General features: G+C 35.5%; 13 protein-coding genes. 2 read left to right on the forward strand and 11 right to left on the reverse strand.

Annotation, left to right across the window (positions count from 1 at the left end):
• Positions 1–64: 64 nt before the first annotated feature.
• Positions 65–709 carry an XAC2610-related protein gene (locus PMI13_RS00135; protein ID WP_007839367.1) on the forward strand — a complete coding sequence of 215 codons (645 nt, stop codon included), beginning with the start codon at positions 65–67 and terminating at the stop codon, positions 707–709.
• A gap of 66 nt (positions 710–775) precedes the next feature.
• On the opposite strand, the gene PMI13_RS00140 is transcribed toward PMI13_RS00135, so the two are convergent.
• The 8 genes from PMI13_RS00140 to folE all read right to left on the reverse strand — a co-directional run bounded on the left by PMI13_RS00140 (position 776) and on the right by folE (position 10,059).
• Positions 776–1,285 (reverse strand): ferritin, encoded by a 510-nt coding sequence (locus tag PMI13_RS00140; RefSeq protein ID WP_007839368.1) that lies wholly within the window; start codon positions 1,283–1,285, stop codon positions 776–778.
• A gap of 126 nt (positions 1,286–1,411) precedes the next feature.
• A complete protein-coding gene (locus PMI13_RS00145; RefSeq protein WP_007839369.1) occupies positions 1,412–1,858 on the reverse strand; it encodes a hypothetical protein in 447 nt (148 codons plus the stop codon).
• 175 nt (positions 1,859–2,033) lie between these two features.
• The gene (locus PMI13_RS20440; RefSeq protein ID WP_007839371.1) at positions 2,034–2,978 is read right to left on the reverse strand and encodes a hypothetical protein; all 945 of its coding nucleotides are present in this window, start codon (positions 2,976–2,978) and stop codon (positions 2,034–2,036) included.
• A 140-nt stretch (positions 2,979–3,118) separates the two neighbouring features.
• Positions 3,119–5,770 (reverse strand): 4-alpha-glucanotransferase, encoded by a 2,652-nt coding sequence (locus tag PMI13_RS00155; RefSeq protein ID WP_007839372.1) that lies wholly within the window; start codon positions 5,768–5,770, stop codon positions 3,119–3,121.
• A gap of 127 nt (positions 5,771–5,897) precedes the next feature.
• A complete protein-coding gene (locus tag PMI13_RS00160; protein WP_007839374.1) occupies positions 5,898–7,064 on the reverse strand; it encodes a T9SS type A sorting domain-containing protein in 1,167 nt (388 codons plus the stop codon).
• Positions 7,065–7,361: 297 nt separating this feature from the next.
• Complete coding sequence (gene cysS, locus PMI13_RS00165) at positions 7,362–8,828, reverse strand: cysteine--tRNA ligase (RefSeq protein ID WP_007839375.1); 1,467 nt, start codon at positions 8,826–8,828, stop codon at positions 7,362–7,364.
• Positions 8,829–8,949: 121 nt separating this feature from the next.
• Entirely contained in the window at positions 8,950–9,381 is a 432-nt protein-coding gene (locus PMI13_RS00170) for a DinB family protein (RefSeq protein WP_007839376.1), read from the reverse strand.
• A 12-nt stretch (positions 9,382–9,393) separates the two neighbouring features.
• Positions 9,394–10,059, reverse strand: a complete 666-nt coding sequence (gene folE, locus PMI13_RS00175) for a GTP cyclohydrolase I FolE (protein WP_007839377.1) — start codon at positions 10,057–10,059, stop codon at positions 9,394–9,396.
• Between the two features lie 104 nt (positions 10,060–10,163).
• Here folE and PMI13_RS00180 point away from each other — a divergent pair, with 104 nt between their 5' ends.
• Entirely contained in the window at positions 10,164–11,315 is a 1,152-nt protein-coding gene (locus PMI13_RS00180; RefSeq protein ID WP_007839378.1) for a hypothetical protein, read from the forward strand.
• A gap of 60 nt (positions 11,316–11,375) precedes the next feature.
• Here PMI13_RS00180 and metF read toward each other — a convergent pair whose 3' ends face one another.
• From metF to PMI13_RS00195, 3 genes are all read right to left on the reverse strand, one after another.
• Positions 11,376–12,335 carry a methylenetetrahydrofolate reductase [NAD(P)H] gene (metF, locus tag PMI13_RS00185; protein ID WP_007839379.1) on the reverse strand — a complete coding sequence of 320 codons (960 nt, stop codon included), beginning with the start codon at positions 12,333–12,335 and terminating at the stop codon, positions 11,376–11,378.
• Positions 12,336–12,420: 85 nt separating this feature from the next.
• On the reverse strand, positions 12,421–15,081 hold the full coding sequence (metH, locus tag PMI13_RS00190) for a methionine synthase (protein ID WP_007839380.1): 2,661 nt from the start codon (positions 15,079–15,081) through the stop codon (positions 12,421–12,423).
• Positions 15,082–15,086: 5 nt separating this feature from the next.
• Positions 15,087–16,178, reverse strand: coding sequence for a fatty acid desaturase family protein (locus PMI13_RS00195; protein WP_034669474.1), 1,092 nt, complete (start codon positions 16,176–16,178; stop codon positions 15,087–15,089).
• Positions 16,179–16,238 lie beyond the last annotated feature (60 nt).

The raw sequence follows: 16,238 nt of genomic DNA on the forward strand, positions 1-16,238 counted from the left end.
TAATATAAGAGATTTTAAGTTCGAAAATTTTAAAGAATATAAATTTAACTAAGAGAATAAGTACTTGAAAACATATGTAATAATATTATCCTTATTTTTTCTGAGCTGTTCAAAAAAATATAATAATGACGTTGAAAACTTAAAAAGCAACTACTCTGTTAATGAAAAAAAGATTGAAAATAAAATAAAAAATAAAAATACTTTTCAATTTTCCGTCTCTCTTGTAGAAAAAGACAACGATAACAGACCTTTAAAACTAAAAATTGAAGTCCGGGAAAATAGTAAACATTTTCAGGATATTCTATATTCTCCAGGTATTTGGTCTGCAGTTGAAGATTCTCTGATCATCAATCAGATAGATTATTTTTCTACATATTCCTCTATTCATGAAGGCATAGAAAGCTATCATGATTTCATCATTGCAGATTTTAACTTTGACGATCTTGAAGATTTTGCAATATTATATGATATTGGGGGTAATTCTGGTCCTGTCTATTCATATTATTTTCAAAGTAAAAAGGGTGACTTTAATGTAAATAAAGATTTTCCTTTAAACCATGGACCATTTCCAAAGGTCATCAATAAAAAAGATAAAACCTTAACTATTAAAAATCCTCTGGGTTGTTGCAAGATAAGCACAACCGTTTTTCAATCAAAAGAAAATAATAAATGGAAAACTATTTCCTCAAAAGAAGAAGAGATGAAATAAAAAACAAAAACTCCGGACATAGTCCGGAGTTTTTGTTTACAAAGATAAAAATATCCCTGCTTATTCTTAAGCTGTTGCATTAGGATTAAAAACCCTCTGTGCCAGTTCCTGGTCAAAAAGATATAATGCTGAAGGGTTATCACAAACCATTCTGATTTTAGTAACCAGCTGGGATGCACTTGCCTCCTCTTCTACCTGCTCATTGATAAACCATTGTAAAAAAGAAGTTGTTGCAAAATCCCCTTCATCATTAGCATTTTTGACAATGTTAAAAATACTTTTTGTTACTGTTTTCTCATGTGCCAATGCTTTTTCAAAAATATCTGTTGCATTTTCAAATTCGTGAGGTGGTTTCGCAATTTCTCCTATGATGATTTCCCCACCTACATCATTTAAATAATCAAACATCTTATCCGCATGCATCAGCTCTTCTTTGCTCTGAACTCTGAAGTAGTTGGCAATTCCGTCAAGATCCTTACCTGAAAACCATGCAGACATTGAAAGATAATATTGTGCGGCGTATTGTTCGTGGGCTATTTGTTCGTTAATTAATTTTGCAATTTTCTCGCTTACCATAATAAAAAGATTATATTCAAAATTACGGAATTAAACCCCGAATTCAAAAAATTTAATGAAATTTAATACAAAAAGGACGGAAACACATCCGCCCTTCTTACATTAAAAAATCAAAATTACAAACTATTATTTCGCATCCGGAGTAGCCGTACTCATAGGCTTTTTCATCATTTTTCTTTCCTTCATTGCCACTTTTCTCTGCTCCATTTTTGCCTGTCTGTCGGCTTGCCATTTATCATATTGTTCCGGACTTAAGATTTTCTTCATATCAGCATCCATTTGAGCTCTCTTAGCCTTCATCTGCTCCATTTTAGCTTGTCTTTCACCTTTATTCTTGTCAAACTCGGCTTTCATTTCAGCTTTTCTTTTAGCATGAAGATCTTTGATCTGAGCTACCTGATTTTGATCTAAGTTCAGGTCTTTCTGCATTTTTGCCAGATGCTCCTGTTCTCTCTGCTCCATCTTTTGCTGCATTTCTGCTCTTCTTACCTGTTTGTCCTGCGGAGTTGTTTGTTGTGCCATGGCAAAACTTCCTATTCCGGCTAATGCGATTGTTAAAACTAATTTTTTCATTTTTTTTAAATCTTTAATTAATTATTGTACATATCTTTGATTATCAAACAAAACAGAAGTTAAGTATAAATATTCATAAAAAATGTTAAATTTTAATATCAAAAATTCAAAATAAAAAAAGGACAGATTATAAAAATCTGCCCTTCACACCACTTAAATATAATATATGAAAATATTAATTCTTTGCAAAACCTTGTCTGAATCCAGAACCCCGGTTATCATTTCTGTTGTTATTCTGCTGTTTCGGAGCAGAACCTTCATTTTTTTGCTGTCTGAAACCACCACCGTTTCTCATTCCATTATCATCTCTTCTTTCCTTGCTCTTATTGTTTCTGAAACCTTCATTTCTCGGACGGTTGTTATTATCATTATTCCATGAATTTCCTTTTCTGAAGCCGCTGTTATTACCATTTCTTACACCATTATCAGAATTACCCCGGAAATCTTCCTGCTTTCTAAATCCGCCATTATTTCCCTGATTACGGTTATCATTTCTGAATCCTGAATAATTTCTGTCAGAAACTACTTTTAATGTAGGATTATCCTGACGACGGAATTTAGATCTGTCAACTCTGTAAATATTGATATTCACACTTCTGTATCGCGGCATTACCCTGTATCTCGGAACATAATAGGTTCTTCTGTAATTCTGGAAATACACGATCGGGCTTGACCCGTGATAGTAATTGTTCCGGAAAACCACAAATAGCCTTGGTCCCAAAATTCTTTCCATAGCATAGTATCTGTCATAATACCACCTGTCCGGATTGTATCTGTAGAAATTATTCCAGGAAGAAAAGCTGGAGTATAAATTGTTCAGGTATATAATCTGGTCAATTTGCCAGCGGTTCAACCTGTTCTGGGCAAAGAAAACATTCCAGTTAATATTAATAATACTGTTTCTGTAATCATTATAATAACTCTGGTAATAATCACTTGGATAATAATCCTGAGGATAATTGTAGTAATAATCATCAGGGAAATAATTCTGGTCATCATCATCACTGTAATATCCGTCATTATTTCCGTATCCGTCATCTCCCCAGCCGTTATTCGGGTATTGCTGAGCAAATGATAAAGTCCCTATGCCCAACGCAAATCCTAAAAGTATTTTTTTCATTTCTATAGTCGTTAATTGGTTAAATATAGTAGAATATTTCTATTCTAATTCTTTGATATAAATAAAAAAAAGAAGTTAAATCTTTTGATCAAACTTCCTTTAAAATATCGTTAATTAATTGATAATCAATTGTTAAATTATTAATTCCTTCCGCTATCTTTAACCCAATTTTTTATTTTTTGATTAAAAACGGATTTTTGCTTCAGCTCTTCCAGTTTGATATGCATTCTGTAACGCCAGTAATGTGGGAAAACTGCAGGATTATTAATCCTTTCATTATCTATTTTTTCATTGATAAGCTCTTTATCTGTCGCTAAAAATTCCTGAATAGGAAAAATCGCAAGCATCGAATTATTATAAAGATGCTGTTTCATAATGATTTCAGCTAGATGTGTATCCAGATCTTCAGGAGCTTTACCATACTGAATCAACTGCTGGTTAAAATATTTCTGAATTAAAGCAGGTTCTTCTTTCCACCATTGTCTCAGGGTAGAGCTGTCATGCGAAGAAGCCGTCACTACATTCAGATAACCTGCATTTTTAGGATTATAAAAAGGAATATCATCCGAAGGCATACGCTGAACTTTTAATGCAATAATCGCCAATTCATCCATTACCACAGGTACACAATCCGGCACCATCCCCAAATCTTCCCCACAAATCAGCATTTTAGTTGCATTTAAAATCATCGGAAGTTTTTCCATTGCTTTTTCATACCAGAGATGATCCTGTCTTCTGAAGAAATAATCATGGTATAAATCATAAATTGCTTTTTTCTCCCAATCCGACAGGTATTGATACGATTCTGTCTTATATACATTAAATCTCGGATGGTAAACGATTTCCCCTTCTCTTTCTTCCGTTAAAAATAAAACATTGGCACAAAGGGAAATAAGCTTCTCTCCGGTCTTATCCTGAGGGTTTTTCTTAAAATAATCCGAAAGCTTTCTCTGGGTATCAAATTCTTCTTTAAATGAATAAGTTCCGTTAAAATTATTATTGATAAATGGTAAAGCTTTTTCTTTTTCTTCTCCGAAATATTTCCATAGAATTTCATCATTGATAAACGGCTTGCAGTATCGGTTAAAATCAAAAGGAATATTCCATGCTTTGAATTCTTCCGTCACCACAGGTACAGCAGGATAAAAATAGCCTAGAATCCCCTGGGTAGCAGAAACCGGCATTCTCCAGATTCTGAAAAAACCTAAAATATGATCGATCCTCATCGCATCAAAGTACTGTTCCAATGCCTTGAATCTGTTTTTCCACCATCGATAATCATCAGCTTTCATTGCCTCCCAATTATAAGTTGGAAATTCCCAGTTCTGACCGAGCTCTGTAAACTGATCCGGTGGTGCTCCCGCCTGGAAATCCATTCCGAATAATTCAGGTTCTGTCCATGCTTCCACAGAATATCTGTAAATACCAATTGGCAAATCTCCTTTTACGGAAACTCCCAAACCATGCATATAATCAATTGCATCTTTTAACTGCTTGTGGAGCTGGAACTGTACCCATGCATGGAGCATTGATGCCTCATAATCTTTATTTTTCGGTGAAAAGAACGGCAAAATTTTTCCTGCAATGTATTTTTTATGCGTTTTCCATTCATTAAAGTTCGGGGTTTTATATTTATCCCTTAACACACAAAAAGCAGCATATGGAATAAGCCAGCTTTCGTTGTCTTTAATAAACTTCTTAAAGTTTCTGTCTTTATAAATTTTTTCTTTATCTGCATTAAAAACAGCTTTCAGGTATTTCCACTTTCCTGAAATCATTTTTTCATAATCGATCAGTTCCAGGGAGTTTAGTTCTGCTTTTTCAGCCTGATATTCTTCAACTAAATCTTTAGGCATTGAAAAATCAAGATTTTCCAGAGAAATATATTGCGGATGCAGTGCATACACGGAAACAGCAGCATACGGATAAGAATCCGTCCAGGAATAATTGGCGGTTGTATCATTAATCGGAAGGATCTGGATAATTCCAAGACCGGTTTCATTCGTCCAGTCGGCAAGCTTTTTCATATCTGAAAACTCACCTACTCCAAAACCATCTTCACTTCTCAAAGAAAATACAGGAACCGCTACTCCTGCATCGTGATACATCTGATATAACTTGAATTTAAAATAATGATTGGAAACAATCTGTAAAACATCTTTCGACAGATTGGGAACTGTAAACCTGTTCTCCCCGGTTTCAACATCAATTACTCTTTCTTCATTTTTATCATAAATACAGTATTTAAACTGAATAAATTCATTCTCAGGAATTTCAACGGATGTTTCCCAGATTCCAAAATCGGTCTGAGATAAATGAATCACCTTTTCATAATTCCAGTTTCCCAGAGATTCTGTACTCCCGAACAAAACAATTTTCCAGTTGGGGTTATAAAGCGGAGCTTCAATTCTGAACAGGTGGCTATGCTTTTTTAATACCGGATTTTTTTCAGGAACAAAATGGTTTAGCTTATTATAAAGAATTTTATTATTCAGATAATTTTCAGGAAAGTTTTTATTATTCCATTCATCATAAATGATAAATTCTTTATAGTTATGGGGAAAATTAAGATGGTGCAGAACAAATTCTTCCCTAAGAATATTTCCTCTCTCATCTACAAGCTGATATTTATAAGAAAGTGATTTTGAAAAATAATCCACTTCACATTTCCATAAACTGTTTTCAGTACAAAACATTTTATGGGTTTTGGTTACAGCTCCCTCTTCATTCACAACCAACTGCAGATATTCTCCAATTTTTGCACTGTAGCCTATATTAAAGTATAGCTTCATTTATATTTTTTTATAAAAGTACATTTTAATCTCGAAAAATAAAACTTATTGAATATCAAATATTCATTAAAAAAACCTTCTCAAAATTTTCGAAAAGGTTTTAATTGTCAACAAAATTAACGGATTATTATTTTGTTACAAGAATTTTCTTATTTAATAATATTCTTCCCGATTCGTCTGTAATACTTACGACATAAGCACCATTTACCAGATTTTTCAGGTATATTTCCTGTTGTAAAGAACCTCCTTTTACAGGAAGATCCTGTTTCATTACATTTTTACCGGAAATGTCAAAAACGGAAAGTTTAAGATTCCCTTTCACAGATTTGTCATTGATGTTGACGTTGATAAAGCCTTCATCAACTTTAGTCGGATAAATATCCAGGTTGACAAGTGGATTTGCAGAAGCCGCCCTGTCATTAGCGAAATATTTACTTGCGAGATCATAAATATGCAGACTCAGATTTCCAGGAAGCTGTTTAGCATGCAAAGTTTCAAGATCCATTTCATATAACGGAGCACCTTTCGCACTGGCAATAACTACTTTTCCTTTGGAATTAACAGCCGCTCCGTTTACCGAATAGTTTTCAGGAATACCGGAAATTTTTCCAACGAATTTTGCTTTTAATTCTTTTGTCAATACTTTAAACACATTTCCGGAGGTAGAAAAAACATAGAAATTATTATCTGCGTCAGCAATCATATCTCCTCCAAAACCTGTTTCTATAGTGGTAAAAGAGTTTTTCCCATTGGAAGCATCATCTTTTATAATTCCCAGATCATTTACCTGGTATTGGTTGTTCTTTTTACTGATTTGCAAAAACTGTGTTCCTGCATTATTTATCGCATACACATTTCCATCATATCCGGCTGCCATTCTCGTCATATGTGAATTGATATCGCAGGATGTTACTCTTGCCACTGTATTTTCAATCAGAGCAATTTCTTTGGTTTTGGAATTTAAAACATAAATATTGGAAGAAAACATCGGCATATAGACCAGATTATTATCAGAAGCATCATAAGCCAGTGTTGCCATTGTTGCTGACTGGGAATGGTTGTAAGAATTCCTGTCTTCATTTACTGAAGAATTTCTGGACTGGGAAAATACTTTTGCCGGAGAATCAGCAGTCAGAATACTTTCACCGGATATACCGTTTACCGCATCAATCGCCCGGAAATCATTAAAAATAATACTCGGGGTATCTTTTCCGGTAAGTGCAAAAAAATCCTGCTGGGCATAGGCGCTACTTCCTAAAAACAGCAAGAATAAAGGGAATAAATGTTTTTTCATAATATGTAGATTTTAGATCGTAATTATTTTAGCTTTACTAAGTTACACAATTTTCAAATTGAATCACAAAAAATCTCTACTGTTTGAAAAACATCTACAATAATTTAATTCTATCCCTTTTATGAATATTTTTTTTAACTAAATCATTAAGACTATTTAAGTTGTTAAGCTGACTAAGAGTTCCTTTCTACAGAAGAATACATAAAAACTCCCGCAGATTTTACAGATTGAGCGGATGATTGTACTTTAACATCTGCCTGGTCTGCAAAACCTGCGGGAGAGTATATATTTTTAGTTTTAATTTAAAACGTAGGTTGTACCGTCTCTTCCATCTTTTAATTCAATTCCTTCGGCTAATAGTTTATCTCTGATCTGGTCGGAAAGGTCAAAATTCCTGGATTTCCTTGCCTGATTCCTCAGCTCGATTAACACCTGCAAAGTCTGATCCAGTTTTTCATTATTGTTTTCCTCAATAGCCTGTAATCCTAATACATCAAAAATAAAGGCATTTAAAGTTGATTTCAAATCTTCAAGATCTTTCGTTGAAATGGTTTCTTTGCCATCATTTAAAGCAAAAATGAATTTCACCGCCTCAAACAGATGAGCGATCAAAACCGGAGAATTGAAATCATCTGTCAATGCATCATAAGATTTACTTTTCCATTCCTCAAGATTAAATCCTGACTCTTTTTCATCATCCGGAGTAATTGAATTCAATACTTTCACCGCTTCCATTAACCTTATGAAACCTTTTTCACTGGCCATCATCGCATCATTGGAAATATCCAGAACACTTCTGTAATGTGCCTGCAGAAAGCAGAAACGTACAATCGACGGATGGAAAGGTTTTTCAAAGAAATCATTTTCTCCCGTAATCAACTGCATCGGTAAAATATAATTTCCGGTTGATTTACTCATCCGTTGAGAATTCATCGTCAGCATATTCGCATGCATCCAGTAGTTCACCGGAGCAATATCATTGCAGGCTTTTCCCTGGGCAATTTCACATTCGTGGTGCGGGAATTTCAAATCCATTCCACCACCATGAATATCAAATTTCTCACCCAGATATTTCGTACTCATTGCAGTACATTCAAGGTGCCAACCTGGGAAACCTTCTCCCCATGGCGAGTTCCATCTCATAATGTGAGCCGGAGACGCTTTTTTCCAAAGAGCAAAATCCTGTGGGTTTTTCTTTTCTCCCTGGCCGTCAAGATCACGGGTATTGGCAAATAGTTCTTCGATATTACGTTTTGAAAGCTCACCGTAATTCAGTCCTCTTTTGTTGTATTCAAGGACATCAAAATATACAGAGCCATTGCTTTCATAGGCAAAGCCTCTTTCAATTAATTTTTGAGTGAGCTCTATCTGCTCTACAATATGACCTGTCGCAGTGGGCTCAATATTGGGAGGTAACAGATTAAACATATCCAGCACTTTATGGAAATCAACCGTGTATTTCTGTACGATTTCCATAGGTTCAAGCTTTTCAAGACGGGTTTGCTTTACAAATCTGTCATTTTCTACATTCCCGTCATCTGTAAGGTGCCCCGCATCTGTAATATTTCTCACATATCTTACCTTATAGCCTAAATGCATTAAAGTACGGTAAATAAAGTCGAAGGAAAGGAAAGTTCTTACATTCCCCAAATGCACATTGCTGTAAACGGTAGGTCCACAAACGTACATCCCAACATTTCCTTCCAGGATGGGTTTAAATATTTCTTTTTCTGCAGTAAGCGAGTTATATATTTTTAATTGCATTTTTTTTAATTAAAAGATTCAATGATTTAAGATTTAAAATTCAGACAAAATAATTTTCAGCAACAACAAATAATAGTCATTACGAAAATCTTATCTGAAACTTTTTTAAATTTTATCATTATTAAATTGCTTTTAAGTGATATTGTAAATGATCTACATAATCCTGAATAATAAATTCCAGAGTAAACCTTTGCGGCTCTATTTTTGTCGTATCACAGGTTCTCTGCAACATTTCATCCGGAATATTTTCCACGGTATGAACAATCTGAAAATTCAAAAATTTCCAGAGGCTGATGATCTCCGAGGTTGGAATATTCCGGTAATTCTGAGCTTTCACCCAGAAATCCTGATCGTAGACAATATTTTCGTTCTCTTTATACTGAGTCACTACGAATCTTCTGACATTGGTCAGTGCGCTGTCACAAAGATGGCCTAAAATTTCTTTTTTAGACCACTTTTCCGGTAAAATTTTATATGACCAATCTTCCTCAGAGATCTTTTCAAATCTCAGAAGCTCCTGTTCAACAATATTTTTAAGAATCTGGTAATTCATTCTGTTTTCAATTTAATCAAATTTGGCATGACTTCCCACATAATGCAGGAATTCCTGTCTTGTAATTGGGTTGGTTCTGAAAATACCGCTCAATTCAGCAGTAATGGTAGAACTCGCCGTGTCTTTAATACCTCTGCAATTTACACAAAGATGCTTGGCATCGATGATACACGCTACATCTTTTGTTCCCAGAGCTTCCTTCAGAGCGTTTACCACTTGCATGGTCAGTCTTTCCTGAACCTGGGGCCTTCTTGCATAATAATCAACAATTCTGTTGATCTTTGAAAGACCGATTACTTCTCCATTTGAAATATAGGCTACATGCGCTTTCCCGATAATCGGTAAAAAGTGATGTTCACAGAAAGAATATACGGTGATATCTTTTTCTACCAACATTTGCCTGTATTTATATTTATTGGAAAAAGTAGAAATTCCGGGTTTATTTTCAGGAAGAAGTCCGCCAAAAATTTCATTCACATACATTTTGGCAACACGCTTCGGAGAGTCTTTCAGAGAATCATCAGTCATATCCAATCCTAAGGTCTCCATAATTTCACCAAAAAGTGCAGTGATTTTATCAATTTTTTCCTGTGGTGATTTGTCAAAAGCATCTTCTCTTATAGGAGTATGTTCGTTTCCTGTAAAAACATCATCGTCGTTATCTGTAAAATCAACCATTTTTATTTAATTTGCAACAAAAATACGGATAATATTTATTCGTGTATTTCAATTTAAATTAAAAAAATACTACCTTTCAGTATCACTCGGTTAAAAAGATTATAATGACGGTTGAAGAAGTACAAAATGAAAACCAAAAAAAGGAATTTTTAGAATTTCCTGTCAGGCTTTATCAACATGACAAAAACTATATCAGACCTTTAGATAAGGACATCGAAGCTATTTTTAATCCTGATAAAAATAAATTCTTCAAAAACGGAGAATGCAAAAGATTCTTATTTAAAAATGAGAAGTATGAAACCGTTGGGAAAATTGCCGTTTTTGTGAATCGTCTTTATAAACAAAACCAACCGACAGGTGGAATCGGTTTTTTCGATTGTATCGAGGATCAGGAAACAGCCGATTTTATATTCGATTATTGTAAGAAATGGCTTCAGGAAAGAGGAATGGGAGCAATGGACGGACCTGTCAATTTCGGGGAAAGGGATAAATTCTGGGGATTACTGATCGATGGATTTGTAGAACCTTTATACGGAATGAATTATAATTTCCCATATTATAAAGAGCTTTTTGAAAACTATGGTTTTAAAATATATTTTGAACAATTGTGCTTTTCAAGACCTATTTTTGCAGAGGTTTCAAGGGTTTTTACGGTAATGCACGCCAAACACAGCAGGAATCCTGCAATATCTGCAAGACCTATGAAAAAGAATAATTTAGAAAAATTCGCAAAGGATTTTACAGAAATTTATAATAAAGCATGGTCTTCCCATGGTGAAGGAAAACAAATGAACGAATCCAAAGTTCTGAAAATGTTTAATATGATGAAACCCATCATTAATGAACATATTTCATGGTTTGTGTATGAAAATGAAAAACCGATAGCCATGTGGATGAATCTCCCCGATCTCAATCAATGGATCAAACATCTCAATGGTGAATTCGGATGGTTTGGAAAGCTGAAATGTATATGGTACAAAAGGTTCAAAAAGAATGAGAAAATGGTGGGGCTGGTTTTTGGTGTTATTCCTGAATGGCAGAGGAAAGGGATTGACGGGTATATGATCTGGGAAGGTACACAGCATCTCAGAAAACATACTGATTTTACCACAACGGAGCTCCAGTGGATCGGTGATTTTAATCCGAAAATGATCAAAATTGCAGAAAATCTTGATACAACCGTTACGAGAAAGCTGGCTACTTACCGGTATTTATTTGACCGGAGTAAAGAGTTTGAAAGACATCCGATTCTATAAAACAAAAATCCCTGCTAATTAAATTAATAGGGATTCTTTCATTTCTCCTCTACTTTTTATTTAAAATAATTCTCCCGCCACTTTTTTAATATTATCACTTTTACCCATTGAATAAAAATGTAAAACCGGAACTCCAAAATCAAGAAGCTCTCTGCATTGGCTGATTGCCCATTCAATTCCGATCTGTTTTACGGCTTCATTGTTTTTGGCATTTTCCACTTCACTGATCAGCTCTTCCGGCAGATCGATCTTAAATACCTGTGGTAAAATCTTCAGATGTTTCTTGGTTGCAATAGGCTTGATTCCCGGGATGATGGGAATAGTAATCCCCATTTCTCTTGCCTTCTGAACAAATTCTATGAATCTTTTGTTATCAAAAAACATTTGGGTAACAATATAATCTGCCCCTGCATCTACTTTTTGTTTCAGCCATTTTAAATCATAATTCATTGATGGGGCTTCAATATGTTTTTCAGGATAGCCTGCCACACCGATACAGAATTTATTAAGCTCGTCGCATTCGCGGTCTTCATTATGAAGATATTTTCCCCGTCCCAAATCATTGATCTGATGGACAAGATCCATAGCGCTTGCATGTCCTCCCGGAGTCGGCTCAAAATACTGATGTCCTTTCATTGCATCGCCCCGAAGGGCCATCACATTGTCAATTCCGAGATACATGCAGTCAACCAGAAGATATTCGGTTTCTTCTTTTGTAAACCCGCCACAAAGCAAATGCGGAACAGTATCTACGTTGTATTTATGTTGAATTGCGGCACATATTCCAAGAGTTCCGGGGCGCATTCTTGTGATTCTTCTTTCGACCAAGCCATTTCCTTTATCTAAGTAGATATACTCTTCTCTGGAAGTCGTTACATCTATAAAGGGCGGTTTAAATTCCATCAGCGGATCTATATTGGTGTATAAATCTTCGATACCTATACCTTTCTGTGGCGGAACAACTTCTAATGAGAACAATGTTTTCCCGTTTGCATTTTTTATATGTTCTGTAATCTTCATTTTATATTTTAGTTGAATGTTAAAAGTTGATTGCTGAGGGTTTTCATTTGTAAACAGACTCTCAACGATGAACCATAAACTTTTCTTAATCTGCTAAATTGGGTGACAGCCATTTTCTGGCTTCCTGGATGCTGCAGCCTCTTCTGTCTGCATAATCATTAAGCTGGTCTTCTGTAATTTTTCCAAGTCCGAAATATTTGGCGTGCGGACTTCCGAAATAATATCCGGAAACTGATGCTGTAGGATACATCGCTAAGCTTTCTGTCAGAAAAACCCCTATGTTTTCTTCTACTTTTAAAAGGTCCCAGATGGTTTTCTTTTCCAAATGGTCAGGGCATGCCGGATATCCTGGTGCCGGACGGATTCCTTTATATTTTTCTGCAATTAAATCTTCATTGCTAAGCTCTTCCTGATTGGCATATCCCCAATATTCCGTTCTCACTTTTTTATGTAAAAATTCTGCGTAGGCTTCAGCGAATCTGTCGGCAAGTGCTTTTACCATGATAGAATTGTAGTCATCGTTTGCTTTTTCATATTCTTCTGACAGCTCATCAGTACCGAAACCTGTAGTTACACAAAAAGCACCCACATAATCGGTCTTACCGGAAGCCTGAGGAGCAATAAAGTCACTTAACGCGAGATATTCTTTCCCTTTTGATTTCTGAACCTGCTGCCTTAAAGTTAAAAACCTGGCTTCTTCCCGATTGTTTTCATCAAAAAGGATAATGTCATCCGTTTCATTTGAATTGGCTTTAAAAACGCCGAAGATAGCTTTTGCTGTTAATAATTTTCCGTCAAGAATCTTTTTCAAAATAACCTGTGCATCTTTGAACAATTCTTGGGCTTGAGTTCCAACGACCTCATCTTCTAAAATATTCGGATATTTCCCATGCAGATCCCAGCTTCTGAAGAAGGGTGACCAGTCGATAAAAGGAACAAGCTCATTCAGATCCTGATCCTGGAAAATTTTTATTCCTAAATTATTCGGTGTGAAAATTTCTTCATTTTCCCAGTCGATTGTAAAGTTATTTTTCCTTGCGTCTTCAATAGGAACATATTCTTTATCAATCTGCCTGTTCAGAAACTTCTCACGGAAATCCGAATACTCCGTTTTCAGATCATCAACATATTCTTTATTTCTGTCTCCCAATAAGGAGCTCACCACATTTACCGCTCTGGAAGCATCATTGACGTGAACAACTGCATTTTTATATTTTAAATCGATTTTCACTGCCGTATGTGCTTTTGAAGTGGTGGCCCCACCGATCAGTAAAGGAAAATCGAGATTCTGTCTTTCAAGCTCGGCTGCGATATACACCATTTCATCTAAACTTGGAGTGATAAGACCGCTTAAACCAATTACATCTACTTTTTCCTCAATTGCTGTCTGAATAATTTTTTCTGCAGGAACCATTACGCCAAGGTCTACAATCTCATAATTATTACATCCCAGAACAACACTTACAATATTTTTACCGATATCATGAACGTCTCCTTTTACCGTCGCCATCAGAATTTTACCGTTGGCAGGTCTTGAGCCGTCTTTTTCAGCTTCAATAAAAGGCTGCAGATAAGCAACCGCTTTTTTCATTACCCTTGCAGATTTTACTACCTGAGGCAAAAACATTTTCCCACTTCCGAATAAATCTCCTACAACGCCCATTCCCGTCATCAGATTGATTTCAATAACATGTAAAGGTTTTTCTGCCTGCTTTCTTGCTTCTTCCACATCTTCTTCGATAAAACGGTCAATTCCTTTTACAAGTGCATGGGTAATCCTGTCCTGTAAAGGATGCGTCCTCCATTCTAAGTCTTCAACTTTTTCTTTTTTGACAGATTTATGTTTTTCAGAATAATCCAGAAGTCTTTCTGTAGCATCTTCATGTTTATCAAGGATGACATCTTCAACAAGGCCTAATAACTCTTTATTGATTTCATCATAAACTTCCAGCATTGCAGGGTTTACAATCCCCATATTCATCCCTGCCTGAATGGCATGATAAAGGAAAACCGAGTGCATTGCCTCTCTCACCGTATCATTTCCACGGAAAGAGAATGAAACATTGCTTACTCCGCCACTTACGGAGGCATAAGGAAGATTTTGTCTTACCCATCTTGTTGCTTCGATAAAGTCTATGGCATTTCTTCTGTGCTCTTCCATTCCTGTTGCAACCGGGAAAATATTCAGGTCGAAAATGATATCTTCTGCGGGAAAATTCAGTTGATTGACCAATATATCATAAGAACGTTTTGAAATTTCAATTCTTCGTTCATAGGTATCGGCCTGCCCGGCTTCGTCGAATGCCATTACAATAACCGCTGCACCATATCTTTTAATGGCTTTTGCCTGTTTTATAAATTCTTCTTCACCGCCTTTTAAACTGATTGAGTTTACGACAGATTTTCCTTGCGCGACCTGTAATCCGGCTTCCAGAATTTCCCATTTTGAGGAGTCGATCATAATCGGAATCCTGGAAATATCGGGTTCGGAAGCAATAAGGTTCAGGAATTTAATCATGGAAGCTTTTCCATCAATTAACCCGTCATCAAAGTTGACATCAAGAATCTGCGCCCCACCTTCGACCTGGTGACGTGCAATATCCAGCGCTTCAGCAAATTTTTCTTCTTTTATTAATCTTAAAAACTTTTTGGAACCGGCAACATTAGTTCTTTCACCAACATTGATGAAATTACTTTCCGGCGTTATAATAAGAGGCTCCAGCCCCGACAGTCTCAAATACTTCATTAATTTTATTCTTCTAAAATATAATATGCATTGTTTGCATTTTGTCTAAGCAAATCCACATGTTTCCTTAAAGCAGTAAAAATAGGATACCTTTTATAGGACAGCTGATGTTCTTTTGCAAATCTTTCTATTTCCTCTGTGATCTCATTGTAATACATATAGCTGTAATTCGGGAATAAATGGTGGGCCACATGGAAATTAAAATTCCCTAACACATTTCTCACCAACCAGTTGTTCTCTGCAAGATCATTGGTTACTTCAAACTGATGCTGCAGCCAACTGAACGGAAGTCCGTTTTTTTCATCCAGTCTTGGAAAAGCATTATCAGGAAGCGGATGCAAGGGCAATAAAACAAACAAAGCAAAAATACTTGCTGCCATTACCTGCAAAGCCCACGCTCCCAAAGCCAAACCAACTGAAACTTTAAAAAACAGCACCGGAACTGCGATCTGATAAAAGAAGTAGAATAGTTTACAGCTCACCATTTTTATTTTTTCAACCGCAGGAATTCTTCCCTGAGTTTTTAAAATCACTCTTTCATGGTCGAAAAAATCTCTGAAATCCCTTATAAACATCCAATTAAACAGGTATAAAGGGTAAACCAGAAAGAAAAACAGATGCTGATATTTCTGTACTCCTTTCGCTTTGATCCACGGAACGATTAGCAGCAAACCGCTCTGCTCAATGTCTGTATCCCATCCATCCACATTCGGATAAGCATGATGGCTTGCAATATGTCTTTTTTTCCAGATGTATGAATTGGCACCGATGAGATCAAAAATATGCAGAATCAATCCATTCAGTTTTTTACTTTTATAAATATTATTATGGGCTGCTTCATGGATTAAGTTCAAATAAATCAATACCAATGAAATTCCCATTAAAATAAAACAGGAAATATAAACCCATGAGGTTTCTGCACTAAAAACCGCTAAAAAATAAAGCCCGAAATAGATCAAAGGCAATATCACAGCTTTGATCTTAATATAAATATCTCTGTTTTCCGGGATAGCTTCCACTCTAGTGTTCACTTTTTTTCTTAGTTCATTAAACAGTTTGGTTTCATCAGCATTTTTTGAGTAACTAGGCTTTTCCATTATATTTAAATTTTGTGATTTATTTAAAAATAACATTAAAAACTTAATTATTTCATCAAA

The organism is Chryseobacterium populi (assembly GCF_000282115.1).
Taxonomy (GTDB): Bacteria; Bacteroidota; Bacteroidia; order Flavobacteriales; family Weeksellaceae; genus Chryseobacterium; species Chryseobacterium populi.

Excerpts from the sequence above, each read along its gene's own strand:
- PMI13_RS00140 (WP_007839368.1), bottom strand. The coding sequence starts at position 1,285 with ATGGTAAGCGAGAAAATTGCAAAATTAATTAACGAACAAATAGCCCAC.
- PMI13_RS00145 (WP_007839369.1), bottom strand. The coding sequence starts at position 1,858 with ATGAAAAAATTAGTTTTAACAATCGCATTAGCCGGAATAGGAAGTTTT.
- PMI13_RS20440 (WP_007839371.1), bottom strand. The coding sequence starts at position 2,978 with ATGAAAAAAATACTTTTAGGATTTGCGTTGGGCATAGGGACTTTATCA.
- PMI13_RS00155 (WP_007839372.1), bottom strand. The coding sequence starts at position 5,770 with ATGAAGCTATACTTTAATATAGGCTACAGTGCAAAAATTGGAGAATAT.
- PMI13_RS00160 (WP_007839374.1), bottom strand. The coding sequence starts at position 7,064 with ATGAAAAAACATTTATTCCCTTTATTCTTGCTGTTTTTAGGAAGTAGC.
- cysS (WP_007839375.1), bottom strand. The coding sequence starts at position 8,828 with ATGCAATTAAAAATATATAACTCGCTTACTGCAGAAAAAGAAATATTT.
- PMI13_RS00170 (WP_007839376.1), bottom strand. The coding sequence starts at position 9,381 with ATGAATTACCAGATTCTTAAAAATATTGTTGAACAGGAGCTTCTGAGA.
- folE (WP_007839377.1), bottom strand. The coding sequence starts at position 10,059 with ATGGTTGATTTTACAGATAACGACGATGATGTTTTTACAGGAAACGAA.
- PMI13_RS00180 (WP_007839378.1), top strand. The coding sequence starts at position 10,164 with ATGACGGTTGAAGAAGTACAAAATGAAAACCAAAAAAAGGAATTTTTA.
- metF (WP_007839379.1), bottom strand. The coding sequence starts at position 12,335 with ATGAAGATTACAGAACATATAAAAAATGCAAACGGGAAAACATTGTTC.
- metH (WP_007839380.1), bottom strand. The coding sequence starts at position 15,081 with ATGAAGTATTTGAGACTGTCGGGGCTGGAGCCTCTTATTATAACGCCG.
- PMI13_RS00195 (WP_034669474.1), bottom strand. The coding sequence starts at position 16,178 with ATGGAAAAGCCTAGTTACTCAAAAAATGCTGATGAAACCAAACTGTTT.